This is a genomic window from Streptomyces sp. NPDC053513, from assembly GCF_044544765.1.
In the GTDB taxonomy this organism is placed as follows: domain Bacteria; phylum Actinomycetota; class Actinomycetes; order Streptomycetales; family Streptomycetaceae; genus Streptomyces; species Streptomyces litmocidini.
Window position 1 is genome coordinate 108646 of the sequence record NZ_JBITXP010000005.1, and the last position, 23871, is coordinate 132516.

Consider the following 23871-nt stretch of genomic DNA (forward strand, 5'->3'; position numbering starts at 1 on the left):
GAAGTCGATGTACGACCTGGTGGTGGTCGGGGCCGGACCCTACGGCCTCTCCGTGGCCGCCCACGCCGCCGTCCACGGACTGCGCCTGAGGACCTTCGGTCGCTCGATGGAGTCCTGGCACGCCATGCCCTCCGGGATGTTCCTGAAGTCGGAGCCCTGGGCCTCCCACCTCTCCGACCCGGAGGGGACGTACGGCCTCGACGCCTACGCGGCGGCCAGGGGCGTCCGCGCCGAGCACGGCGTGCCCCTCCCGGTGGACTTCTTCGCCGCGTACGGCGACTGGTTCGCCCGGCAGGCCGTCCCCGCCCTCGACGAGCGGTTCATCGGCTCGGTCGCGCCCGCCGCCGGGGGCTTCGAGCTGCGCACCGAGGACGGCGAGTCGCTGCGCGCCCGGACGGTGGCGCTCGCCGTCGGGGTCCTGCCGTTCATCGAGCTCCCCGAGCCCCTGCGGGGACTGCCCCGGCGGTACGTCACCCACTCCAGCCACCACGGCGAGCTCGACGGCTTCGCCGGCCGGGACGTCACCGTCGTCGGGGCCGGCCAGGCGGCCCTGGAGACCGCCGCGCTCCTCACCGAGCGGGGCGCCGCCGCCGTACGGATCGTCGCCCGGGCCGACCGGCTGCGCTGGAACGCCCTGCCGCCGGCCCTCGACCGCGGCCTGTGGCCCTCGCTGCGCGCCCCGCACACGGGGCTCGGCTGCGGCTGGCGGAACAGGCTGTACGCGGACACCCCCGGGATCTTCCGGAGGCTGCCGGCCGCCACCCGGGAGCGGATCTTCGAGCAGGCGCTCGGCCCGGCGGGCGCCTGGTGGCTCCGCGAGCGGTTCGCGGCGGTCGGCGACGTCCGCCTCGGGCACCGCGTCACCTCGGCGACGGCGACCGGGGACGGGCGGCTCCGGCTCGACGTGGCGGGCCCGGAGGGGGCGACCGTCCTGGAGACGGACCACGTGATCGCGGCCACCGGCTTCACCCCGAGCCTCGACCGGGCCGGGGTCCTCTCCCCCGCGCTGCGCGGGGCGCTGCGCAGGGTCGGCGCGGGCGGCGCCCCGGAGGTCGGCGGCCTCTTCGAGTCCTCCTGGCCGGGCCTCTTCCTCGCCGGTCTGCTCACGGCCCCCTCGTACGGCCCGTCGATGCGGTTCGTCCTCGGCGCCGAGTACACGGCGGGACGCCTGGTGAGGGGGGTCCGGCAGCGGTTGCGGGCGGGCGCCGGCGCCCCGGGCCGGCCGCGTACGGGCGGGAGGGCGCGGGTCCCGGCGTGACTGTCGGGGTGTCCATCGGCGTGACCACCGGCGTGACGGAGGGCCGGCCCCGGGAGCGGACGCTCTCCGGAACCGGCCCTCCGTGCCCGCGGGCGCCGGAACTCAGGCGTTGATGCAGGTGTTGCCGGCGGCCGGGTTCAGCAGGCCGATGATGTTCACGCTGTTGCCGCAGACGTTGATCGGCACGTGGATCGGGACCTGGACGACGTTCCCGGAGAGGACACCCGGCGAACCGATGGCGTAGCCCTCGGCCTCCGCGTCGGCGAAGGCGGGCGACGCCACACCCATGGCCAGGACGATTCCGGCGACGACGGCCGCGGCCTTCTTGCAGTTCATTTCGTCTGAGTCCTTTCCTCGGCGGAATGAATTTCCGCTGCACACGACACAACGAACATGCCGCACAAAGGAAACAGAAATAACACCGACACCTTCTCTTTCACTCCATTGCCCGCACGGGACAGGGCCGGAGGGAACGCGTTCGTTCCCTCCGGCCCTGTCGTGCGCGAAACGGATCAGCCGTTGTAGGCGCCGTTCCCGGAGAGGATCGGGATGTCCTCGACGAGGTGCGACAGCGGCTCGTCGCCCTTGGCCTGGGTGGAGTTCTCCGCGCACTGCTGGTTCTGCGGGGAGGACAGGACGTTGACGTCCTGGACCGCGACCGGGACCAGGAGGCCGAAGAGGGGGCCGACGTTGCCCTTCACCGGGACGCCGAGGCAGAGCTTGTTCAGCGAGCCCTGGACGGCCGAGAACTGCGGGCTCGCGTCGCCGGTGGTCTTGGAGTTGCCGAACGACTGGTGCGCGCCGTTGCCGCTGAGCGAGGTCGTGCCGCCGTCGTCGGCGATGGCGAGCGCCGGGGAGGCCGCCGCAGCAGAAGCGCCGACAACAGAGGCCGTCACAGCCACAGCCGTCATAATCTTCTTGATCACGGTGATTCCGTTCCTGTTCCCACCAATCGACCTGATTGATGCGACGGGATCAACTGCGGCCGCGGGCTTTGGTTCCGGCGCTTCACTCGTTCGACTGTGTCCACGTTCCGCGCTGCCGCGCGCGCTCCGCCAAGGGGGTGACACAGCGGAACCCCGGCGTCCGACGGCCTGTTGATCAGGTCGCTCCCTGCACGGAGCCGGTTCTAGAAGGGAACTCCCGTGATCAAGAAGGTTATGGCCACCGCGGCCGCAGCCGTCTCCATCGTCGGCGTCACCGCCGCCGTGGCCTCCCCCGCCCTCGCCACCGCCAACGACGGCGGCACCACCTCGCTGTCGGGCAACGGCGCGCACCAGGAGTTCGGCAACTCCGAGACCCACGGCGACATGAGCCCGCAGTTCGCGCTCGTCCAGGGCTCCCTGAACAAGCCCTGCATCGGCCTGCCGGCCAAGGCCAACGTCGGTTCGCTCATCGGCGCCATCCCGATCGCCGTCCAGGACATCAACGTCCTGTCGTCCCCGCAGAACCAGCAGTGCACCGAGAACTCCACCCAGGCCAAGGGTGACGAGCCTCTGTCGCACATCCTGGACGACATCCCGGTCCTCTCGGGCAACGGCGTCGGCAACCACTGACGTACCGCCCGAGCGCGACGGCGTTCACACGTCAGGGGCCGCCCTCCGGGGCGGCCCCTTTCGCCTTCCTCGTCCCCGCCGCTACCAGGTCGGCCAGACCGGCGTCGCCATCAGGCGCTCCCACTCCCGGTCGGGCATCCCCGGCACCGCCCGCCCCGCCTGCACCCACTGCGCGACCAGCTCGGAATAGACGGGGAAGGGATTGCTGTCCGCCGGAGGCGGGTCGCTCACATATCGGCTCTTCGGAATGAAGGCCATCCGTTCCCATTTCCCGGGGCCCGGCGCCATTTTCGCTCCTTCCGCTGCGATTCCCGCATCATTCCACAGGCGCCGCAGGAGAGTGATTCGTCCTGTCCATGTCGCGTCGCGTACCTGTGTGCGAGCGGGTCGAAATACGGTGCGGACATGAAATTCCCGCGTCCACGGCTGTCCCGGCGTCCGTTGCTCGCCGCGGCTGCTCTCGCCACCCTCGCCGCCCTCGCCCCCGGCGCCCTCGCCCTGGCCCCCGGCGGCCTCCCGGCCCCCGAGAAGGGGCTGAACCTGCTCGTCGTCGGCATCGACAGCCGCAAGAACGTCACCGCGGAGGAGAAGGAACGTTTCCACCTCGGCGGAAAGGAGTGCGACTGCACGGACGTGATGATGCTCGTGCACGTCTCGGCGGCGAACGACCGGGTCGAGGTCGTGAGCCTGCCGCGCGACTCCCTCACCTCCTTCCCGGCGGGGCACCGCGACCGGCGCACCGGGCGGACGCACGCCGCCCACCAGGCGAAGATCAACAACGCCTGGGCGGAGGGCGGCTCCGCGTTCGCCGTGGAGACCGTCGAGTCGATGACCGGGCTGCCCGTCCACCGCTACCTGGAGATCGACTTCCGGCGCTTCATGGACACCGTGGACCGCGTCGACGGCGGCGTCCCGGTCTGTACGGAGCAGCCGCTCAAGGACCCGTCCACCGGCATCGACCTCCAGCCCGGGACCAAGCGGGTCGCGGGCGGCGAGGCCCTCCAGTACGTGCGGTCCCGGAAGGCCGACGGGCAGATGGACTTCGGCCGCATCCGGAAGCAGCAGCAGTTCGTGGTGAACACCCTGCACCGGCTCCACGACGGCATCCTCGACGACCCGGAGCGGCTCAAGGCCTTCGCCGCCACCCTGCGCGGGACGGCGGCGGCCGAACGGGGGATCTCCGAGGCGGAGCTGCTGACGCTCGCCGCGCACCTGCGGGACCTGCCCCCGGAGCGCATGGAGTTCGCGACCGTGCCCGTCCGGGGCTTCAACCCGGACATCGAGGGCGTCGGGTCCACGCTCGCCTGGGACGAGGAGGGGGCGGCGGAGGTCTTCGGGCGGCTGGCCGAGGACCGGCCGCTGCCCGCCGCCGGAGCCGTCACGCCGAGCCAGATCCCGGCGGCCGTGTACCGGCCGGCCACGGGGTCATCGCTCATCTGCCCGTAGCCCGTCCGGTGGACTTCCCGGAACCTCCGGACCGCTGACCAGTTGATCAGCGCGGCTCGCCATTCAGCGGGCCAGTACCCGAAAGGCCTGAACAATGAAGAAGCTCTTGGCGACGGCCGCTGTGGCCGCGTCCGTGCTCGGCGCGACGGCGGCGGGCGCCGGGCAGGCGCTCGCGATCGCCGACGACGGCGGCACCACCTCGCTGTCGGGCAACGGCGCGCACCAGGAGTTCGGCAACTCCGCCACCTACGGCAACATGAGCCCGCAGTTCGCGCTCGTCCAGGGCTCCCTGAACAAGCCCTGCGTCGGCCTGCCGGCCAAGGTCAACGCCGGCTCGCTCATCGGCCTGATCCCGATCGCGGTCCAGGACGTCAACGTCCTGTCCTCCCCGCAGAACCAGCAGTGCACCGAGAACTCCACCCAGGCCAAGGGCGACGAGCCGCTGTCGCACATCCTGGACGACATCCCGGTCCTGTCCGGCAACGGCGCCGGCAACCACTGAGCCCCGACGCCAGGACACGGCGCGGCCCCGCCGCCCCTCTCCGGAGGGGTGGCGGGGCCGTCCCCGTTCCGGGCGGGGAGCACCGGGACCACCGGGTTCCCCGGAGCCGCCTGGGTCCTCGGAACCGCCGGGGTCCTCGGAACCGTCCGGGTCAGAGCTTCCGGCGCAACTCGGCCGGGTCGGTGACCGGTGCGTCGCAGGTGAAGTGACGGCAGACGTACGCGGCGGCCGACCCGCCCACCAGCGGCCGGTCCCTCAGGAGCGGGAACTCCTCGCCGTCGGGGGCTCCGGCGGCGAGGACCGCGCCGGGCGTGGTGGCCAGGAGCGCGGTACGCCGCAGCTCCCGGAAGGCCGGGTCGGCGGGGTCGCCCACGACGGCGATCTCGCGGGGCCCGTCGAGGAGGGCCTCGCCGACGGCCAGGCCCCAGCCGATGAACCGGGGCGCGCGCGGGCCGAGGGCCTTGACCACGCCGAGGGCGCCCACGGCGGCGGCGCGGTGGGGCTCGGAGCCGGTGTGCGCGGCGTACGAGAGGAGCGCCCCGGCGGCGGCGGTCCAGCCCGACGGGGCGGCGTTGTCGGTGGGGTCCTGGGGGCGCCGGATGAGGGCCTCGGCGTCGTGGGCCGTGTCGTACAGCGCGCCGCCCTCGGCGGTGAAGCGGTCGAGGACGATGTCCAGGAGGAAGCCGGCGAACTCCAGCCAGGTGCCCTCGCCGGTGACGGCGGCGAGGGCGAGGAACCCCTCGGCGACGTCGGCGTAGTCCTCCAGGACACCGGCGTTGGTCCCGGCCCGCCCGTCCTTGGAGGTACGGGTGAGCCGGGCGGTCTCGTCCATGTGGAGGCGGACGAGGAGGTCGGCGGCCTCGGTGGCGCGCTCGACCAGGTCGGGGCGGTCGAAGAGCGCGCCGGTCTCGGCGAGGGCGGCGATCGCCAGGCCGTTCCAGGCCGCGACGACCTTGTCGTCGCGGCCGGGGCGCGCCCGCTCCTCACGGGCGGCGAGGAGCCGGGCCGCGATCGAGGCGATCCGGTCCGCGTCGACCGGGCCCGCCTCCTGCGGGAGCTGGAGGACGGAGCTGCCGTGCTCGAAGGTGCCGTCCTCGGTGACGCCGTAGTGGGCGGCGGCGAGGGCGGCGTCCTCGGCGCCGAGGACCTCGGTCAGCTGCTCCGGGGTCCACACGTAGAAGGCGCCCTCCACGTGCCTGCCCGTACCGTCGTCGGAGTCGGCGTCGAGCGCGGAGGCGAAGCCGCCCTCGGGCGTGCGGAGCTCACGGACCATGAAGTCGGCGGTCTCCAGGGCGACCCGGCGGGCCAGGTCGCTGCCCGTGGCCTTCCACAGGTGCGCGTACACCCGGCAGAGCAGGGCGTTGTCGTAGAGCATCTTCTCGAAGTGCGGGACGACCCACGCCCGGTCCACGGAGTAGCGGGCGAAGCCGCCGCCGAGCTGGTCGTAGATGCCGCCGCGGGCCATCGCCTCGCAGGTGTCTGCGGCCATCTGGAGGGCGCCCTCGGAGCCCGTCCGGGCGTGGTGGCGGAGCAGGAACTCCAGGACCATCGACGGCGGGAACTTGGGGGCGCCGCCGAAGCCGCCGCGGGTCGCGTCGTACTCGCGGGTGAGGGCGAGCAGGGCCCCCGCCAGCTCCTCCTCGCCGGGGACGCCGTCGCCGCCGTAGGCGAGGGAGCGGCCCGCGAGGTCCTTCACGATGCGGTCCGCGACCTCGTCGACCTCGCCGCGACGGTCGGCCCAGGCGGCCCGGACGCCTTCGAGGACCTCGGGGAAGGACGGCATGCCGTGGCGGGGCTCGGGCGGGAAGTACGTACCGAAGTAGAAGGGGGCGGCGTCCGGGGTCAGGAAGACGGTCATCGGCCAGCCGCCCTGACCGGTCGCGGCCTGCACGGCCTCCATGTAGACGGCGTCGACGTCGGGGCGCTCCTCGCGGTCGACCTTCACGGCGACGAAGTTGTCGTTGACCAGGGCGGCGGTGGTGTCGTCCTCGAAGGATTCGTGCGCCATGACATGGCACCAGTGACAGCTTGAATACCCGACGCTGAGCAGCACGGGGACGTCGCGGCGCCGGGCCTCCTCGAAGGCCTCGGCCGACCACGGCCACCAGTCGACGGGGTTGTCGGCGTGCTGCAGGAGGTACGGGGAGGTCTCATGGGCCAGTCGGTTCGGCATGGGCCCATCCTGCCGCAGCGGTCTCCTCCTTTCCCCGCTCCCTCGCGCCGACGCGCGCGACGCAGCAGACTGGGCCGGATTCGTCGGGCACGTGCGGAGGGGGAACGCAGATGCGGGAGAGTCACCGGGCCGAGGCCGAGCGGCTGTTGGAACGGGCCGTGGCGGAGGAGGTGCGGACCTCCGGCGGCGACCCGGCCGACGCGGAGGCGCTGCTCGCGCGGGGCCGGGCGGAGCTGGACGCGATGGCGGAGGGCGCCGGTGGCGCTTACGCGGTCTACCTGCGGGTGGTGGAGGAGGCGGAGGCGGGCTCCGGCCGGACGCCGCGGCCTCCGGCGGATCGCTTCACCGGCCCCGTGACCGGGGGCCCCGCCCTGGTCACGGGCGTCGCCGCGGTCGCCGCCCTCGGCGCGGACCTGGCGCTCGGCACGACGGCGGGGACGGCGCTCGGCGCGGGCGCGGCGGTCGCCGTGGCCGGGGCGGCGGCGACCGTCCTCCGCGCGACGACGGGGCGCGGCGGGGCGGCGGGGCGCCGCGACGGGGACGGTGGGCCGGGGCGACCCGACGCGGCCGAGCAGGCGCGGCTCGCCTGGCTGACGGCTCTTGAGGTCCAGGGGATACGGCCGTTCCTGGAGCGGGAGCGGGAGACGCCGGCGGCGGAGCGGTCGGGGACGGGCGCGGCCGGGGGCGCGTCGCTCGATGCGGGGGCGGGCCGAGGCGGAGACGGAGGCGGGGCGTTCGGGACTCGCGTGGACCCGAGCGCGGACCGAGGCGGAGGCACAGACGCAGGCGGGGCGTTCGGGACTCGCGTGGACCCGGGCGCGGACCGAGGCGGAGGCACAGACGCAGGCGGGGCGTTCGGGACCCGCGTGGGTGCGGGTGCGACCGGAGGCGGAGCGCTCGGGTCGGGGAGCGGCACGGGTGGAGGGCGGCGGGTCGACCGGAGTGCGGTGGCTCGGGCCCGGGTCGTGCTGGAGCGGTCCTTCGCCCATCTGCCCGACCCCGGCGGGGCGTTCGCCGGGCGGCGCGAGGAGCTGGCCCGGATCACCCGGTGGGTGCGGGCCGGGCGGGCCGCGACGGTCACCCGGCCGACCGTCGTGCTGCTGCACGGCGAGCCCGGCTCCGGCCGCACCGCGCTCGCCGTACGGGCCGCCCACGCGCTGCGCGACCAGTTCCGCGGGGCCTGCGTGGTGGACCTGCGGGGCGGCGCGACCGGCGAGCGGCCCGTGACCACCCGGGAGGCGCTGCTGCACCTCCTCAACCGGCTCGGCGCCCCGCGCGACCGGTTGCTCTTCCGCGAGGGTGCCTCGGCGGAGCAACAGGTGCGGCGGCTCTCGGAGCTGTACCAGCGGCAGTTGAGCGGAGTGCCCGTCGTGCTCGTCCTCGACGACGCCGCCGACGCCGGGCAGGTGCGGGCCCTGCTGCCGGAACGTTCCGACAGCCTGGTCCTCGTGACCTGCCGGGAGCCGCTGGACCTCGGCGCGGACGCACCGGCCCAGGTGCACGCCCTGCCGGTGGCCGCGCTCGACCCGGCGGGCGCCGAGGAGCTGCTGCGCGCGACGGCCGGCGCGCCCGACCCCGGCCCGTACGACGCCGAGGCCTTCGAGCGGATACGGGAACTGTGCGGCGGGCTGCCGCTGGCGCTGCGGGTCGTCGGCTCCCTGCTCGGACGCCGCTCCATGGACGAGGTCGGCCATGTCCTCGCCCGCCCCGGCTGGGGCGACGATCCCGTCGAACGCGCCTTGTCCGTACGGTACTTCCTCGACTTCGACGAGGACGCCCGGCAACTGCTCCGGCGGCTCGCGCTGGCCGGGCGGGCGTCCCTCGGCGCGGCGGCGGCCGCCGCCCTGCTCGGCGGCAGCGGTCCGGAGGCGGCCGAACGGCTGCGGGAGCTCTCCGCGGCCGGACTGCTCGACCACGTGCGCGGGGAGCGCTACCGGCTGCACGACGCGGTGCGCGCCTTCGCGGCCGTCCGGCTCCTGGACGAGGAGGACGCGGCCGAGATCGCGGCGGCGCAGGAACGGCTCGTGCGGAACCACGCGGAGCTCGCCGACGCGGTGATCCGGATGGTCGACGGCAAGATGTCGACCCGGGCCGACCGCTTCGACGGGCACGGCTTCGGCTCCCTGGAGGCGGCGCTCGGCTGGCTCGACGAGGAGTCCAGCTTCCTCACGGCGGCCCTGCGGCACGCGGAGGGCGTCGACCAGCAGACCGTCCTCGACCTGCTCGGCGCGCTCTGCGACTACTGCCTGCTGCGCGGCGACCTCTACCGGCTCGGCGAGATCAACGAGCTGGCCGAGTCCGTCGGGCAGGGGCTGCTGACGCGCTCGGTGCGGTGGCGGACCGGCATCGCGGCCCGGCAGCTCGGCGAGCTCGACAAGGCCCACAAGACGCTGACCTCGGTCGTCTCGCTCTACCAGGAGGCCCACCAGGACGCGGGGGCCGCGCTCGCGCTCTGCTCGCTCGGGATCACCCTGCACCACCAGGGGCGGCTCGCGGAGGCCGCGGCGCGCCTGCGGGAGGCGCTCGCGCTCCAGGAGCCGGAGTCCCTGGCCGCCGACCGGGCCTGGACGCTGCACGCGCTGGCGGCCGTGGAGCGCGACCGGGGCGATCTGGCCGAGGCGACGGCGCTGCTCGACCGGTCCCTCGCCCTGCACCGGGAGCACGAGTCGCTGCACGGCGAGGCGTGGGCCCACTTCCAGCGCGGGCAGGTGCTGCTGGTCCGGGGCGACACGGCGGGCGCGGAGGACGAGCTGCGGCGCGCCCTGGAGACGTACGGGCGCGTCCACGACGGGCGCGGGGAGGCCTGGGCGCTGACCCAGCTGGCCCGGACGCGGCTCGCCGCCGGGGAGGCGGAGCCGGCGGTGGAGGAACTGCGCGGGGCACTCGCCCGGCACCGGGAGCAGGAGGACGCGCGCGGCGAGGCGTGGACGCTGTACCACCTGGGGCAGGCCCTGGAGGAGCGGGGCGACCGGGACGAGGCGGTGCGCGAGCTGGGGCGGGCGCGGTCGATGTTCTCGCGGATGCGGGACCTGTACGGCCTCGCGTGCGCCCGGCACCACCTGGGGCGGGTCACCCGGGACCAGCAGGCGGCGCGGGCGGGCAACCTGCGCAATTCGGGGTTCGCCCGGCAGCTCCTGGTGGACGCGCGGGCGGACTTCCGCCGGATCGGGGTCCCGCACGGCGAGGCGTGGGCCTGCCTGGAGCTCGCGATCGTCGACGCGGGGAACGGGCGGGTCCCGCAGGCGCTCGCGCTGTGCGAGGAGGCGCGGTCGCTCTTCGAGGGGTACGGCGACCGGCGGGGCTCGGACTGGGCCCGCCTGCTGCGCTGCGGGCTGCTGCCGCACGCGGTGCCGGGCCGTCCGGAGCCGGGGGTGGCGTCGGCGCGCGAGGAGCTCGCGGCGCTGGTCGCGGACCGGCATCCGGCGCGCGACCCGAGGCTCGACGACTGCGCCGAGGCCCACGGCCTGCTCCTGGACCGGGGCGTCGCCCCGTCGACCCCCTGGCAGGCCTGGGACCTGGGTCTGGTCCCGACCCGCTCCGCCCGCGAGGTCCTGGGAGTGCCCCCGACGACCTGAGCGGGGCGACGCCTCCCCCGCGGGCGCGCACCCCTGCTGGGGCGGTGCCCCCGTTGTGGGCGCCCGCCCGCCGGGGCGGTGCCCCCGCCCGCCCCGTTGCGGGCTGCGCCCGCCGGTGCGGCGCCCCGCCGCCGTTGTGGGCAATCGTTCCGCTGGGGCGGAACGGGTGGGCACAACGGACCCGCGCCCTGCCGGCGCCCGAGGCTCATGAGCCTGAACCCGCACCCCGTGCACAGCTCACCGGTGGCGCGGGTCAAGGCGCGGAACGCGGAGGCGCCGCTGATGGGCGCCGTCCCGTGTGCCCACCCGTCCCGCCCCAGCGGGACGACTGCCCACACGGGCGGGTGGGAGCCGCCCAGCAGGCGCGGGCCCTACACGGGCAGGGGCACCGCCCCGTCGGGCGCGGCGCGGCCGGGGACGGAGGCCTGGACGGCCCGGGTTCCCCGGAGGGGGGCCGGGCCGTTAGGGGCTACTTTCCGGGGGCGGCCGCCGGGGCGTCCGAGGGCTTCGCCTTCGGGTCCGGGGTCTCCTCGAAGGAGATCTTGCCCATGTGGCGGTTCATCGACTTCATCAGCAGCCAGACCGCGAGGGCCAGGACCGCGAAGACGACGAAGCCGAGGACGCCGGGGGTCACCTTGTTCTTGTCCAGCTCTTCGGCGGCGAAGGGGACAAGCTGGGTCAGTGCCAGGTGTGCGCTCATGTCAGGCATTGTCGCGGATGCCCGCGAAGAGATCTTCCTCGGGGAGGGAGGTCGGGACCAGCGCCTTGCTGAGCTCGTACTCCTCCGTCGGCCAGACCTCCTTCTGGATCTCCATCGGGACCCGGAACCAGCCGCCGTCGGGGTCGATCTGGGTGCGGTGGGCGATCAGGGCCTTGTCGCGGGTCTCGAAGAAGTCCGCGCAGGGGACGTGCGTGGTGAGGTTGCGCGGCTTGCCGCCGAACTCGTCCCAGCGCTTCAGCCAGTCCCCGTACGGCGACTCCAGGCCGCGTGCCAGGAGGGCCTTGTGCAGGGCCTCGGTGCGGGGGCGGTTGAAGCCCTGGTTGTAGTAGAGCTTCAGGGGCTGCCAGACCGGGCCGAACTCGGCCTCCGGGTACTTCTCGGCGTCGGCCGCTCCGTCGAAGGCCACCATCGTGATCTTGTGGGTCATGATGTGGTCGGGGTGCGGGTACCCGCCGTTCTCGTCGTAGGTCGTGATGACCTGGGGACGGAAGGAGCGGATCTTGCGGACCAGCGCCCCGGCCGCCGTGTCGACGTCCTCCAGGGCGAAGCAGCCCTCGGGCAGCGGGGGCAGCGGGTCGCCCTCGGGGAGACCCGAGTCGACGAATCCGAGCCATTCCTGGGAGACGCCGAGGATCTCGCGGGCCTCGTCCATCTCCTTGCGGCGCACCTCGTGGATGTTCGCCTCGATGTAGGGGTCGCCCTGAAGCTTGGGGTTCAGGACCGAGCCGCGCTCGCCGCCCGTGCACGTCACGACCAGGACGTCCACCCCCTCGGACACGTACTTGGCCATCGTGGCCGCACCCTTGCTCGACTCGTCGTCGGGGTGGGCGTGAACGGCCATCAGTCGCAGCTGCTCAGTCAAGACTCGATCCTCAGTGATTCGACGCGGAGCGTGGTCTCTATAGTGACGGAATCGGGGGAGTGAAAATTCCGCCACCCCCGGCTTCGAGAGGATCACCCATGAGCGCGGTGCGAGAGCAGCTGCCCGAGGGGCGCTACGGGCGCTCCGCGGATGAGCGGGCCGACCGCAAGCTCAAGATCGCCGGAGCGGTGCTCGGGGTCCTCTTCCTCGGCATGATGGGCTGGTTCGGCTGGCACTACGTCGTGGACAGCAAGATCAGCGCCGAGTTGATCAAGTTCGACGTGGTGAGCGCCGACGAGGTCCAGGTGCACCTGGAGATCCGCAAGGACGAGGGCGTCAAGGGCGTCTGCACGCTGCGCTCGCGCTCCGAGGACGGGGCCGAGGTGGCCCGCAAGGACGTCCGGATCGACGACGACGCGAGCCGGGTCGACCGCGTCTTCTCGCTCCGTACGACCGCCCGCGCGACGAGCGCCGAGCTCCTCGGGTGTACGGCGCGGTAGCGGTGGGTAGGGACGGGGTGACGAGTCCCGGCGAGTCACCACGGTGACCTGGGGAGACGCCATTCCGGTGGTTTATGTCCTCCCGCTTTTCGCCACTCATTGTTAGGCTCGTGGTTTCGCCCACCCGGGACAGCGCAGCTTTTCCGTGTAGGGCGATGCTTTGTATTCCCAGTACCTACGAGGAGCACCTGTGACCCAGACCAGCGACAACGTCACCTGGCTCACCCAGGAGGCGTACGACAAGCTCAAGGGCGAGCTTGAGTACCTGTCTGGTCCCGCGCGTACCGAGATCGCCGCCAAGATCGCCGCGGCGCGCGAAGAGGGGGACCTGCGCGAGAACGGCGGGTACCACGCGGCCAAGGAGGAGCAGGGCAAGCAGGAGCTCCGGGTCCGCCAGCTCACCCAGCTGCTCCAGCACGCCAAGGTCGGCGAGGCGCCGGCGGACGACGGCGTCGTCGAGCCCGGCATGGTCGTGACGATCGCCTTCGACGGCGACGAGGACGACACGATGACCTTCCTGCTCGCCTCCCGCGAGTACGCGAGCGGTGACATCGAGACCTACTCCCCGCAGTCGCCCCTCGGCGTCGGCGTCAACGGCAAGAAGGCCGGTGACGACGCGGAGTACGAGCTGCCGAACGGCAAGAAGGCCATGGTGAAGATCCTCAGCGCCAAGCCGTACAGCAGCTGATCCGTCATTTCCCGAGCGAAGGGCCGGCCCCCGTGGGGACCGGCCCTTCGCTCTGCGCGCGCATCGCGCACATGCGGTGGACGGACCGTACGAGGCGCCGGCGGGACGGGCGAGGTGCTCCTCACGCCGTCGCCGAGCGGTACTTCCGTACCGACAGCGTCCGGAAGACCGCGATGATCAGGACCGACCAGAGGAGCGACGCCCACACCGGGTGCTGCATCGGCCAGGCGTCGGAGGTCGAGACGCCGGGGTTGCCGAAGAGCACGCGGCAGGCCTGGACGGTCGCGCTGAACGGGTTCCACTCGGCGACGGGCTGCAGCCAGGAGGGCAGGTTGCCGGAGTCCACGAACGCGTTCGAGATGAACGTGACCGGGAAGAGCCAGATCAGCCCGCCCGAGGTCGCCGCTTCCGGGGTGCGGACCGAGAGGCCGATCAGCGCCCCGATCCAGGAGAAGGCGTAGCCGAGGAGGAGCAGGAGGGCGAAGGCGCCCAGCGCCTTGGGGACGCCCTCGTGGATGCGCCAGCCGACCAGCAGGGCGACGATCGCGAGGACGACGAGGGTGAGCGTCGTCTGGACCAGGTCGGCGAGCGTGCGGCCGGTGAGGACCGCGCCGCGGGCCATCGGCAGGGAGCGGAAGCGGTCGATCAGGCCCTTGTGCATGTCGTCGGCGATGCCCGCGCCCGCTCCGGCCGTGGCGAAGGTGACGGTCTGGGCGAAGATGCCGGCCATCAGGAACTCGCGGTAGACGGTCGGGGAGGTCGAGTCGCCGATCTGCATCGAACCGCCGAAGACGTAGCTGAACAGCACCACGAACATGATCGGCTGGATGAGCCCGAAGACGATCATTTCGGGTATCCGGGACATCTTGATCAGGTTGCGGCGTGCGATCACGAGCGAGTCGTTGACGGACTGGACGATCCCCCCGCGCGGGCGCGGGGCGGTCAGCCCGTCGGCCGACTCCGGGACGGTGGTCACTTCGCGGTCTCCTTCCGGCTCTTCCGGCCTCCGGCCGCCGGCTCGCGCGCGCCCTCCTCCCCTCCCCGCTCGGCGGCGTGGCCGGTGAGGGAGATGAAGACGTCGTCGAGGGTCGGGCGCCGCAGCCCGATGTCGTCGATCTCGGCGTCGACGGCGTCCAGGTCGCGGATGACCTCGGCGAGCAGCTTGGCGCCGCCGGTGACGGGGACGGTGAGCTTGCGGGTGTGCTCCTCGACGGACACCTCGCCGTGGCCGATCCCCGCGGCGCCGTAGCGGGCGAGGACGTCCCGGGCGTCGTCGATCATCTCCGGCTCGTGCACGACGACCTCGACGCGCTCGCCGCCCGTCCGGTCCTTGAGCTGGTCGGAGGTGCCGCGGGCGATGACCCGGCCCTGGTCGACGACGCAGATGGCGTGGGTGAGGTGGTCGGCCTCCTCCAGGTACTGGGTGGTGAGGAGCAGGGTCGTACCGCCGGCGACGAGCTCCTTGATGACGTCCCAGAGCTCCTGCCGGTTGCGCGGGTCGAGGCCGGTGGTCGGCTCGTCCATGAACATGACCGGCGGGGAGACGACGAGGGCCGCCGCGAGGTCGAGGCGGCGGCGCATGCCGCCGGAGTACGTCTTGGCCTGCCGGTCCGCGGCGTCGGCGAGGTGGAACCGTTCGAGCAGCTCGCCGGCCCGCGCCTTCGCCGCCCTGGCCTTCATCTGGTAGAGCTGCCCGACCATCTGGAGGTTCTCGCGGCCGGTGAGGTACTCGTCGACGGCCGCGAACTGACCGGAGAGACCGATCGAGCGGCGGACCTCGTTGGGATGCCTGAGGACGTCGATCCCGGCGACGACGGCTCTTCCGCTGTCCGGCCGGATCAGGGTCGTCAGGATCCGCACGGTGGTCGTCTTCCCCGCCCCGTTCGGGCCGAGCAGACCGAGTACCGTGCCCTCCGGCACGTCGAGGTCCACCCCGTCCAGAGCTCGTACGTCCCCGAAGGTCTTCACCAGACCCTCGGCGTATATCGCGCCTGGCATGTGGATTCTCCCAGGGAGATTCGGGCGTTTCCTACCGATCCTAGGATTCCGGGGAGGCCCTCGCCCGGTGAGTCCGTGCCGCCGGGCGCGCGCCCGGCGGCCGGGGGAGGCGTACGCGCGGACGTCAGCCGAGCACCGTGTGCCCGGCGTCCCGGTCAGCCGAGCACCGTGTACCCGGCGTCCCGCAGCGCCTCCTCCACCTCCCGGCAGTGCTCCGGGCCCTTCGTCTCCAGGTGCAGCTCGACCTCCGCCTCCGTCAGTCCGAGGCGCGGATCGGTCCGTACGTGGCTCACGTCCAGGACGTTCGCGTCGACCACCGTCAGGACCGCGAGGAGGGTCGCGAGCGCCCCCGGCCGGTCGGTGACGCGCAGCCGCAGGCTCAGGTAGCGGCCGCCGGCGGCCATGCCGTGCCGCAGGATCCGCTGGAGCAGCAGGGGGTCGACGTTCCCGCCGGAGAGGACCGCGACGACCGGCCCCCGGAAGGACGTCGGGTCGGCGAGGAGGGCCGCCACCGGGCTCGCGCCGGCCGGTTCGACCACCAGCTTCGCCCGCTCCAGGCAGAGCAGCAGCGCCGAGGAGAGCGCGTCCTCGGAGACCGTGCGGACCTCGTCGACGTACTCCTGGATCAGGGCGAACGGCACGTCGCCCGGGCGCCCGACCTTGATGCCGTCGGCCATCGTCACCGGCGACTCGATCACCACCGGATGCCCTGCGGCCAGCGAGGGCGGGTAGGCGGCCGCGCCCTCCGCCTGGACGCCGATCACCTTCACGTCCGGCCGCACCGACTTCACCGCGAGGCCGATGCCGGCCGCGAGCCCGCCGCCGCCGATGCCGACGAGGACCGTCCGCACCTCGGGGCACTGCTCCAGGATCTCCAGGCCGACCGTGCCCTGCCCGACGACGATGTCGGGGTGGTCGAAGGGGTGGATGAAGACCGCGCCGGTCTCGTGGGCGTACTCCTGCGCCGCCGCGAGCGTCTCGTCGACGACGTGGCCGTGCATCCGGACGTCCGCGCCGTAGTCGCGGGTCGCCGCGACCTTCGGCAGCGGGGCGCCGACCGGCATGAAGACGGTGGCGTGCACCCCCAGCAGTTTCGAGGCGAGCGCGACGCCCTGCGCGTGGTTGCCGGCGGAGGCCGCGACCACCCCGGCCGCCCGCTCCTCGGGCCGCAGCCCGGCGATCCGCACGTACGCCCCGCGCAGCTTGAAGGAACCGGTCCGCTGCAGGTTCTCGCACTTGAGGTGGACCGGGGCTCCCACCAGCGAGGACAGGTGCCGGCTGCCCTCCATCGCCGTCATCCTGGCCACCCCGGCCAGCATCTTCTGCGCCCCCCGCACGTCGTCGAGCATCAGCCGGTGCAAGGGGTCTGGCGTACGGAAGCTCATGACAGCAAGTCTCGCAGCTCACGGCCCCCGTGGTCGCCCGGCGAGCGGGCCCCCGGACGGGTTTGCGCAGCCCTGGTACGGACCCCGGCGGGGCCGCGTACTCTGTCCCCCACCGACCGACCACCCCCGCACGAGAGAGACCCACAGCCATGCCCAATTCTCAGGACATGACGACTGCGCTCGACCCCGGTCTCCTCGATGCCCTCCAGCACCAGGTGGCCGTCTTCGCCCGCCGCGCCGAGCAGACCCGCCTCGGCGGCACCGGCCAGCTCCGCAACTCCATGGACCGCGCGGCCTACCTCCTCCTCAACCGCCTCGACCAGGAAGGGCCGATGGGCGTGAAGGCGCTCGCGGCGGGCATGGGGATCGACTCGTCCACCGTGACCCGCCAGGTCGCCCCGCTCGTCGACACCGGCCTGGTGAAGCGCACCTCGCACCCGGAGGACGGGCGGGCGGTCGTCCTCCAGCTCTCGCCGCGCGGCCTCGCGCGCCTGGAGGAGGTCCGCTCCTCGCGCCGGCAGCTGATGGTCGAGGTCACGGAGGGCTGGACCCCGGAGGAGCGGGAGTCCTTCTGCACGCTGCTCACCCGCTTCAACACCGCCCTGTCCGCACGGCAGTCGGCGCACACGGGCCACGCGGCGGCCGGGGCCGAGTCCACGCAGACCTCTTGACCCCGCCCCCGCGCTGTCCTCAGATGAGGAGGTGCGAGAGCATCAGCGCGGGCGGGGCACCGAACACGCCCCCCGCACACGGGAGTTCGAGGCGTTCGTGGCCGGGGCCGCGGGGCGGCTGCTGCACGCCGCGACGCTGCTCACCGCCGAGACCCGCACCCACAACCCGTACGCCCAGTCCCTGCTGACCGCCGCCCTCGCGCATGTGTACGCGGTGTGGGGCCGGCTGCGCAACGAGGACCCGTACGAGCTCGCGCGCCGCGATCTCGCCGCCCGCTTCGCCCGCACCGCCTGGCGCCATCACGGCGGGCAGGGCGGGGTGCTCGCCGCGCTCTCCCCGCAGGAGCGGCTGGTCGTCGTCCTGCGGCTGTGCGAGGGGGTCGCGGAGGAGCAGGTCGCGGCCCTGCTGGGCCTCTCCGAGGCCCGCGTCCGCGCGGTGTGCGCCCGCTCGGTCGCCACGCTCAGGGCCGCCGCCCGGGACGGCGCCGCCGGGGCCGTCGCCCGCCAGGACTCCGGGGCCGCGGCATGAGCCGGTACGAGGACAAGGAGGCGGCGGTGCGGCGGCTGCTCGACACGCCGCACCCGCCGGTCCCCCGCGACCTCGCGCTGCGGGCCGCCGAGCGCGGGGCCCGGCGGCTCCACCACGCCCGGCGCGTCCGGCGCGCGCTGTGGGTGCTGGGCGCGGTCGCCGTGCTCGCCTTCGTCGTGTGGGCGTCGACGGCCCACCCGTGGGAGGTCCCTCCCGCGGAGACGACACCGCCGGTGGAAGGCTGGTGACGAGGGCCGGACGGTCTCCGGGTACGGGAACGGCCGGGGCCCTGGCCCCGCGCACGGGAACGGCCGGGCGCTCCTCGCGCACGGAAACGGCCGAGTACTCCCCGCGCACGGGAACGGCCGGACACCCCCCGCGTACGGGAGCACCCGGCCGTCCCGCCGGTTGCGACTAGCCCAGGGCCTGGCGCAGGTCGGCGAGCAGGTCGTCGACGTTCTCGATGCCCACCGAGATGCGCACCAGGTCGGCCGGGACCTCCAGGAGGGAGCCCGCGACGGAGGCGTGGGTCATGCGGCCCGGGTGCTCGATGAGGGACTCGACGCCGCCCAGCGACTCGCCGAGGGTGAAGAGCTGCGCGCGGTTGCAGACCTCGACGGCCGCGTCCTCGCCGCCCTGCACGCGGAAGGAGATCATGCCGCCGAAGGACCGCATCTGCTTGACCGCGATCTCGTGCCCCGGGTGCTCCGGGAGGCCCGGGTAGAGGACCTGGGTGACCTTCGGGTGCTGGGTCAGCATCTCGGCGATCTTCTCGGCGTTCTCGCTGTGGCGGTCCATGCGCACGGCGAGGGTCTTGATGCCGCGCAGCACGATCCACGAGTCGAAGGGACCGGCGACCGCGCCCATCGCGTTCTGGTGGTAGGCGAGCTCCTCGCCGAGCGCCTCGTCCGCGGTCACCAGGGCGCCGCCGACGACGTCGGAGTGGCCGCCCATGTACTTGGTGAGCGAGTGCACGACGACGTCCGCGCCGAGCGCCAGCGGCTGCTGGAGGTACGGCGAGGCGAAGGTGTTGTCGACGACGAGCTTCACGCCGGCCTGGCGGGCGACGCCGGCGACGGCCTCGATGTCGGTGATGCCGAGGAGCGGGTTCGAGGGGGTCTCGACCCAGATGAGCTTCGTGCGCTCGTTGACCGCGGCGCGCACCGACTCGATGTCGGAGGTGTTCGCGACGGAGAAGTCCACGCCCCAGCGCTCCACGACCTTGGCGAAGAGCCGGAAGGTGCCGCCGTAGGCGTCGTTCGGGATGACCACGTGGTCGCCGGGCACGAGGAGGGTGCGCAGCAGGCAGTCCTCGGCGGCGAGGCCCGAGGCGAAGGCGAGGCCGCGGCGGCCGCCCTCCAGGGCCGCGAGGTTCTCCTCCAGGGCGGTGCGGGTGGGGTTGGCGCTGCGGCTGTACTCGTAACCGCCGCGCAGCCCGCCCACGCCGTCCTGCTTGTAGGTGGACACCTGGTAGATGGGCGGGACGACCGCGCCGGTCAGCGGGTCGGCGGTGTTGCCCGCGTGGATCGCGCGGGTCTCGAAGCTCTGATGGGAGTGCTGGTCGCTCATGGGTCAGGAGCGTAGTCGCGTACGCCTCCCACCGCTTCGATCGTCTCACCGGGTGTCCTGGACAATGGACACATGGACATTCTCTGGTTCCTGATCGCGCTCGGGCTGCTGTTCGGCGTCCTCGGTCCCTACGTGCTGCGCCGCCGGGGCGGCGGGGGGATCCGGCAGGTCGCGCCGGGGGCGCCGGACGCGGCGGACCCGGAGGCTTACGGCTTCGTGCGCCAGGAGGAGCAGGACGTGCGGCTGCCCGGCGCCGACGACGAGCTGCTGCACGTCCTCGACGTCGTCCAGGCCACCCAGGACTGGCGGCCGGCCTCCCGGCTGCTCGCCGCCACCGGCACGGAGGGCGAGGTGCGCTGGCAGCGCGTGCAGGCCTTCGCGGGCGCGGCCTCCCTGGAGCTCCAGGAGCGGCCCGGCGCCGGCGGCGCGTGGCTGCGGACCTGGCGGGCGGAGGAGCCGCAGGACGCGGGCGGCGCGGCCGTGCACGCCGAGTTCCTGGTGCAGCAGGCGTGGCGCTCCTCGGCGGCCGGGACGGACGACTTCAGGATCATCCTGGAGGAGGCGCTGAAGGTCACCGAGGAGGCGGCGCTGCTCGCCCCCGCCGACCCGGTGCCGTACATCACGCGGCTCGCGGTGGCGCGCGGACTCGGTTACGGGCACGAGCAGTTCGACCAGGTGTGGGCGAAGGTGATCGACCGCGCGCCGCAGCACATGGGGGCGCATCTGGCGGCCCTGCACTACTGGTGCGAGAAGTGGCACGGTTCGCGCGAGGAGGCCGACCACTTCGCGACGACGGCCGCGGCGCGCGCACCGCAGGGGTCGCTGCTCGCCGCGCTGCCGCTGTTCGCGGTGTTCGAGCACGTGCCGGACGTGGTGCTCGTGCAGGACTTCTGGCGCACGGCGGTGGTGTCCAAGGCGATGGACGGCGCGCTGTACGCGGTCCACTCGGCCCGCCCCGACGACCCGATGCTCGCGCACGTCCGCCATCTGCTCGTCTGGTTCCTCGTCCGCTCCGAGCGCTGGGCGGAGGCCATGCACCAGCTGGTGCGGGTCGACGGGCACGTGGGCGCGGTCCCGTGGACGCTGAGCGCCGACCCGGCGGCGGAGTTCACGGTCTTCCGGAACCTGGCGGTCGCCGGGTACGAGGCGAACGGCGGCAGCCCGGCGACGCTGCCGCGCTGACGGGCCGCCGGGGAATCAGGCCCCGGTCCGGGCCGTTGACACCGCTGCCGACCGTCGAGGAGAGATGCAGCATGTTCCTGTCCCGGACCCCCGTCCTCCCCACTCCCGAGCAGGCCCTGCGGGGCCGTCCCGAGCCGGAGTTCTCCGTGCCCGAGCGCCACACCGTCCTCGGCAACCCGCTCCTCGGCCCCTACCCGGAGGGCCTGGAGGTCGCCGACTTCGCGCTGGGCTGCTTCTGGGGCGCGGAGCGGAAGTTCTGGCAGACCGAGGGCGTCTGGACGACCCTCGTCGGCTACCAGGGCGGCCACACGCCGAACCCGGTGTACGAGGAGGTCTGCTCGGGCCTGACCGGGCACGCCGAGGTCGTCCGCGTCGTCTTCGACCCGTCGAAGGTGTCGTACGAGACGCTCCTGAAGCTCTTCTGGGAGTCCCACGACCCCACCCAGGGCTTCCGCCAGGGCAACGACGTCGGCACCCAGTACCGCTCGGCGGTCTACACCCACTCCCCCGAGCAGGCGGAGCGGGCCGAGGCCTCCCGCGAGGCCTACCAGAAGGTCCTGACGGCGTCCGGTTACGGCGAGATCACCACCCACGTCCTCCCGGCCGACGAGACCCGCCCCTTCTACCCGGCGGAGGCCTACCACCAGCAGTACCTGGACAAGAACCCGGCGGGCTACTGCGGCATCGGCGGCACGGGGCTGTCCTGCCCGATCGGGGTCGCGAAGGCCGGGTAGGGGCCCTCGGCGGGGTCTCGGTCGCGCTCAGCCGGCCGGGGATCCGCCCTGCGCCGCGCGCAGGGACGCCGCCGTCCTCGCGGGCTCGTAGCCGTCGGGGGTGCCCTCGATCAGGAGGACGTCGCCGTCCATGTGCCGGGTGCGGAGGGGGATCAGGGCCTGGTAGGGCTCCGAGTCGTACCAGGCGCGGGCGGCCTCGTACGTGGGGAAGCCGATGATCACCAGGGCGCCGGGCCAGGTGCCCTCGCGGACCTCGCGGGCGGGGGCGCCGTGGACGAGGAAGCGGCCGTCGAAGGGGTCGAGGGTGGCCTGGATGCGCTCCATGTAGGCGAAGACCTCCTCGTCGAGGACGGGCTTCGGGTGCAGGTTTCCGATGGCGTATGCGGTCATGCCGCAAGCGTGCCGGGGCGTGCCGTGCCGGGTCGATTACCCCGGACGTCATGCCCCGGCCGCCGTGGTGGGTCAGATCGTCGCCGTGTCGATGACGAAGCGGTAGCGGACGTCGCTCGCGACGACGCGTGCGTACGCCTCGTTGATCCGGTCGGCGCTGATCAGCTCGATCTCGGCGCCCAGGCCGTGCTCGGCGCAGAAGTCGAGCATCTCCTGGGTCTCGGCGATGCCGCCGATCATCGAGCCGGCGAGGGTCTTGCGGCCGCCGATGAGGGAGAAGAGGCCGACGGAGACGGGCTCCTCGGGGGCGCCGACGTTCACCAGGGCGCCGTCCGTCTTGACGAGGCTCAGGTAGGCGTTGAAGTCGAGGGGCGCGGAGACCGTGGAGATCACCAGGTCGAAGGTGCCCCGGAGGGTGGTGAAGGTCTCCGGGTCGCTCGTCGCGTGGTAGTGGTCGGCGCCCAGCTTCAGGGCGTCCTCCTGCTTCTTGAGCGACTGGCTGAGGACGGTCACCTCGGCGCCGAGCGCGTGGGCGATCTTGACGCCCATGTGGCCGAGGCCGCCGAGGCCGACGATCGCGACCTTCTTGCCGGGGCCGGCCTGCCAGTGGGCCAGCGGGGAGTAGAGGGTGATGCCGGCGCAGAGCAGCGGGGCGGCCTCGTCGAGGCCGATGCCCTCGGGGATGCGCAGGGTGTAGTTCTCGTCGACGACGATCTGGGTGGAGTAGCCGCCGTAGGTCGGCTCGCCGTTCTTGTCGAGGGCGTTGTACGTGCCGGTGCCGCCCGTGACGCAGTACTGCTCCAGGCCGCGCAGGCAGTACTCGCACGCGCGGCAGGAGTCGACGAAGCAGCCGACGCCGACGCGGTCGCCGACCTGGAACTTCGTCACGCCGGGGCCCACCTCGGCGACGATTCCGGCGATCTCGTGGCCGGGGACCATCGGGAAGATGCCCTCGCCCCAGCCGTTGGTGGCCTGGTGGATGTCGGAGTGGCAGATGCCGGCGTACTTGATGTCGATGAGGACGTCGTGCTCGCCGACGGGCCGGCGCGGCACGGTGGTGCGCTCCAGCGGGGCGTTGGCGGCGGGGGCGGCGTAAGCGGGAACGTGGGTGGTCATGGTGGCAAGCCTGCCCGAGCCGTACGGCCTCACCCAGCCACCTGTTCTGCCTACGACCGGTGTGCCTACCACTGGCAGGGTCAGGAACGTACGTCCGGCCGTGCCGGGCGACCGGTGATACTTGGGGCGTATGGACCTCAGTGCCGAACTCGGTGAATTCCTGCGCTCCCGGCGGGCCCGGCTGAAGCCGCAGGACGTGGGGCTGCCCGACTTCGGGCGGCACCGGCGGGTGCCGGGGTTGCGCCGGGAGGAGCTGGCGCAGCTGGCCGGGGTGTCGGTGGCGTACTACACCCGGCTCGAACAGGGCAACGGGCGGAACGTCTCGATGGAGGTCCTCGACGCCGTCGCGCGGGCGCTGCGGCTGAGCGACGCCGAGCGGGCGCATCTGACGCATCTGGCGAAGCCGACGGTGAAGAAGCGGCAGCGGGCGGCGATCGCCCGTCCGCAGCGGATCCGACCGGGGCTCGCGCAGCTCCTGGACTCGCTGGAGGGCGTGCCGGCCTTCGTCCTCGGCCGCCGGGGCGACATCCTGGCCTGGAACCGGATGGCGCGGGCGCTGTTCGGCGATTTCGCCGCGTGGGAGCCGGGCGAGCGGAACATGGCCCGGATGATGTTCCTCGATCCGAACGCGCGCGATCTGTACGTCGACTGGGAGTGCAAGGCGGTCGAGGTCGTGAGCGCGCTGCGGCTGTACGCGGGGTGCTATCCGGACGACAAGGAGCTGCTCGCGCTGGTCGGCGAGCTGTCGGTCAGGAGCGAGGAGTTCCGGTCGTTGTGGGCGGCGCACACGGTGATCGACAAGGGGCACGGGAGCAAGAGGCTGCGGCATCCGCTGGTGGGCGAGATGACCTTGTCGTACGAGTCGCTGAAGGTGGCGGGGGACGATCCGGATCTGGTGCTCGTGACGTACCACGCGGAGCCGGGGACGCCGTCGGCGGACGCGCTGCGACTGCTCGCGCAGTGGGGTGTGGACGAGCCCGCGAGCGTACGGAAATGACGAGAAGGCCCCCTCCCGG

At 73.2% G+C, this 23871-nt stretch carries 25 protein-coding genes; 13 read left to right on the plus strand and 12 right to left on the minus strand.

The genetic code is table 11. The features are described from left to right. Positions 1-7: 7 nt before the first annotated feature. The gene (locus ACIGW4_RS10590) at positions 8-1258 is read left to right on the plus strand and encodes an FAD-dependent oxidoreductase (protein WP_399580008.1); all 1251 of its coding nucleotides are present in this window, start codon (positions 8-10) and stop codon (positions 1256-1258) included. A 102-nt stretch (positions 1259-1360) separates the two neighbouring features. Here the strand turns inward: ACIGW4_RS10590 and ACIGW4_RS10595 are convergent, their stop codons facing one another. Both ACIGW4_RS10595 and ACIGW4_RS10600 read right to left on the minus strand, forming a co-directional pair. After that, complete coding sequence (locus ACIGW4_RS10595; RefSeq protein WP_359588924.1) at positions 1361-1594, minus strand: chaplin; 234 nt, start codon at positions 1592-1594, stop codon at positions 1361-1363. Positions 1595-1770: 176 nt separating this feature from the next. Then, positions 1771-2184 (minus strand): rodlin, encoded by a 414-nt coding sequence (locus ACIGW4_RS10600; RefSeq protein WP_359588925.1) that lies wholly within the window; start codon positions 2182-2184, stop codon positions 1771-1773. A 219-nt stretch (positions 2185-2403) separates the two neighbouring features. Between ACIGW4_RS10600 and ACIGW4_RS10605 the strand changes: the two genes are divergently transcribed. Continuing rightward, positions 2404-2814 (plus strand): rodlin, encoded by a 411-nt coding sequence (locus ACIGW4_RS10605; RefSeq protein WP_398707160.1) that lies wholly within the window; start codon positions 2404-2406, stop codon positions 2812-2814. 81 nt (positions 2815-2895) lie between these two features. Here the strand turns inward: ACIGW4_RS10605 and ACIGW4_RS10610 are convergent, their stop codons facing one another. Next, entirely contained in the window at positions 2896-3045 is a 150-nt protein-coding gene (locus ACIGW4_RS10610) for a hypothetical protein (RefSeq protein ID WP_185094621.1), read from the minus strand. Positions 3046-3219: 174 nt separating this feature from the next. Here ACIGW4_RS10610 and ACIGW4_RS10615 point away from each other — a divergent pair, with 174 nt between their 5' ends. Both ACIGW4_RS10615 and ACIGW4_RS10620 read left to right on the plus strand, forming a co-directional pair. Beyond that, positions 3220-4260 (plus strand): LCP family protein, encoded by a 1041-nt coding sequence (locus ACIGW4_RS10615; protein WP_123455126.1) that lies wholly within the window; start codon positions 3220-3222, stop codon positions 4258-4260. A 94-nt stretch (positions 4261-4354) separates the two neighbouring features. Then, complete coding sequence (locus ACIGW4_RS10620) at positions 4355-4762, plus strand: rodlin (RefSeq protein WP_123455124.1); 408 nt, start codon at positions 4355-4357, stop codon at positions 4760-4762. A 151-nt stretch (positions 4763-4913) separates the two neighbouring features. Here the strand turns inward: ACIGW4_RS10620 and ACIGW4_RS10625 are convergent, their stop codons facing one another. Further along, the gene (locus tag ACIGW4_RS10625; RefSeq protein ID WP_185094620.1) at positions 4914-6935 is read right to left on the minus strand and encodes a thioredoxin domain-containing protein; all 2022 of its coding nucleotides are present in this window, start codon (positions 6933-6935) and stop codon (positions 4914-4916) included. Between the two features lie 110 nt (positions 6936-7045). On the opposite strand from ACIGW4_RS10625, the gene ACIGW4_RS10630 reads away from it, so the two are divergent. Then, entirely contained in the window at positions 7046-10510 is a 3465-nt protein-coding gene (locus tag ACIGW4_RS10630; RefSeq protein ID WP_399579745.1) for a tetratricopeptide repeat protein, read from the plus strand. Positions 10511-10979: 469 nt separating this feature from the next. Here the strand turns inward: ACIGW4_RS10630 and ACIGW4_RS10635 are convergent, their stop codons facing one another. Continuing rightward, positions 10980-11219: a hypothetical protein gene (locus ACIGW4_RS10635; RefSeq protein WP_123455119.1), complete on the minus strand. Its 240-nt coding sequence runs from the start codon at positions 11217-11219 to the stop codon at positions 10980-10982. Further along, on the minus strand, positions 11212-12093 hold the full coding sequence (gene mca / locus ACIGW4_RS10640) for a mycothiol conjugate amidase Mca (protein ID WP_123455117.1): 882 nt from the start codon (positions 12091-12093) through the stop codon (positions 11212-11214). The genes ACIGW4_RS10635 and mca overlap by 8 nt, the downstream gene beginning before the upstream one ends. Positions 12094-12191: 98 nt before the next feature. Between mca and ACIGW4_RS10645 the strand changes: the two genes are divergently transcribed. Together ACIGW4_RS10645 and greA are read left to right on the plus strand one after the other, a co-directional pair. Continuing rightward, entirely contained in the window at positions 12192-12593 is a 402-nt protein-coding gene (locus tag ACIGW4_RS10645; protein WP_399579747.1) for a DUF4307 domain-containing protein, read from the plus strand. 190 nt (positions 12594-12783) lie between these two features. After that, entirely contained in the window at positions 12784-13281 is a 498-nt protein-coding gene (gene greA / locus ACIGW4_RS10650) for a transcription elongation factor GreA (RefSeq protein ID WP_123455112.1), read from the plus strand. A 121-nt stretch (positions 13282-13402) separates the two neighbouring features. Here greA and ACIGW4_RS10655 read toward each other — a convergent pair whose 3' ends face one another. From ACIGW4_RS10655 to ilvA, 3 genes are all read right to left on the minus strand, one after another. Next, positions 13403-14257, minus strand: coding sequence for an ABC transporter permease (locus ACIGW4_RS10655; RefSeq protein ID WP_398707152.1), 855 nt, complete (start codon positions 14255-14257; stop codon positions 13403-13405). Continuing rightward, positions 14254-15279, minus strand: coding sequence for an ATP-binding cassette domain-containing protein (locus ACIGW4_RS10660; protein WP_123455109.1), 1026 nt, complete (start codon positions 15277-15279; stop codon positions 14254-14256). Before ACIGW4_RS10660 ends, ACIGW4_RS10655 begins: the two co-directional genes overlap by 4 nt. 155 nt (positions 15280-15434) lie before the next feature. Then, a complete protein-coding gene (gene ilvA / locus ACIGW4_RS10665; RefSeq protein WP_123455106.1) occupies positions 15435-16664 on the minus strand; it encodes a threonine ammonia-lyase in 1230 nt (409 codons plus the stop codon). 149 nt (positions 16665-16813) lie between these two features. On the opposite strand from ilvA, the gene ACIGW4_RS10670 reads away from it, so the two are divergent. From ACIGW4_RS10670 to ACIGW4_RS10680, 3 genes are read left to right on the plus strand one after another with little or no spacing between them, the layout of a single operon-like run. After that, complete coding sequence (locus tag ACIGW4_RS10670; protein ID WP_185094619.1) at positions 16814-17335, plus strand: MarR family winged helix-turn-helix transcriptional regulator; 522 nt, start codon at positions 16814-16816, stop codon at positions 17333-17335. Positions 17336-17366: 31 nt separating this feature from the next. Beyond that, positions 17367-17864: a sigma factor-like helix-turn-helix DNA-binding protein gene (locus ACIGW4_RS10675; RefSeq protein ID WP_399579751.1), complete on the plus strand. Its 498-nt coding sequence runs from the start codon at positions 17367-17369 to the stop codon at positions 17862-17864. Then, positions 17861-18112 (plus strand): hypothetical protein, encoded by a 252-nt coding sequence (locus tag ACIGW4_RS10680; protein WP_123455098.1) that lies wholly within the window; start codon positions 17861-17863, stop codon positions 18110-18112. The genes ACIGW4_RS10675 and ACIGW4_RS10680 overlap by 4 nt, the downstream gene beginning before the upstream one ends. Positions 18113-18278: 166 nt before the next feature. On the opposite strand, the gene ACIGW4_RS10685 is transcribed toward ACIGW4_RS10680, so the two are convergent. Then, entirely contained in the window at positions 18279-19433 is a 1155-nt protein-coding gene (locus ACIGW4_RS10685; protein ID WP_123455096.1) for a cystathionine gamma-synthase, read from the minus strand. 72 nt (positions 19434-19505) lie between these two features. On the opposite strand from ACIGW4_RS10685, the gene ACIGW4_RS10690 reads away from it, so the two are divergent. Both ACIGW4_RS10690 and msrA read left to right on the plus strand, forming a co-directional pair. Next, on the plus strand, positions 19506-20615 hold the full coding sequence (locus ACIGW4_RS10690) for a hypothetical protein (protein ID WP_123455093.1): 1110 nt from the start codon (positions 19506-19508) through the stop codon (positions 20613-20615). Between the two features lie 71 nt (positions 20616-20686). Beyond that, entirely contained in the window at positions 20687-21349 is a 663-nt protein-coding gene (msrA, locus tag ACIGW4_RS10695; protein ID WP_399579754.1) for a peptide-methionine (S)-S-oxide reductase MsrA, read from the plus strand. A gap of 27 nt (positions 21350-21376) precedes the next feature. Here the strand turns inward: msrA and ACIGW4_RS10700 are convergent, their stop codons facing one another. Both ACIGW4_RS10700 and ACIGW4_RS10705 read right to left on the minus strand, forming a co-directional pair. After that, complete coding sequence (locus ACIGW4_RS10700) at positions 21377-21739, minus strand: DUF1330 domain-containing protein (RefSeq protein ID WP_359589737.1); 363 nt, start codon at positions 21737-21739, stop codon at positions 21377-21379. Positions 21740-21811: 72 nt separating this feature from the next. Further along, positions 21812-22855, minus strand: a complete 1044-nt coding sequence (locus ACIGW4_RS10705; protein WP_399579757.1) for an NAD(P)-dependent alcohol dehydrogenase — start codon at positions 22853-22855, stop codon at positions 21812-21814. Positions 22856-22985: 130 nt separating this feature from the next. Between ACIGW4_RS10705 and ACIGW4_RS10710 the strand changes: the two genes are divergently transcribed. Then, entirely contained in the window at positions 22986-23852 is an 867-nt protein-coding gene (locus ACIGW4_RS10710) for a helix-turn-helix transcriptional regulator (protein WP_123455085.1), read from the plus strand. The last annotated feature ends 19 nt before the right edge of the window (positions 23853-23871 follow it).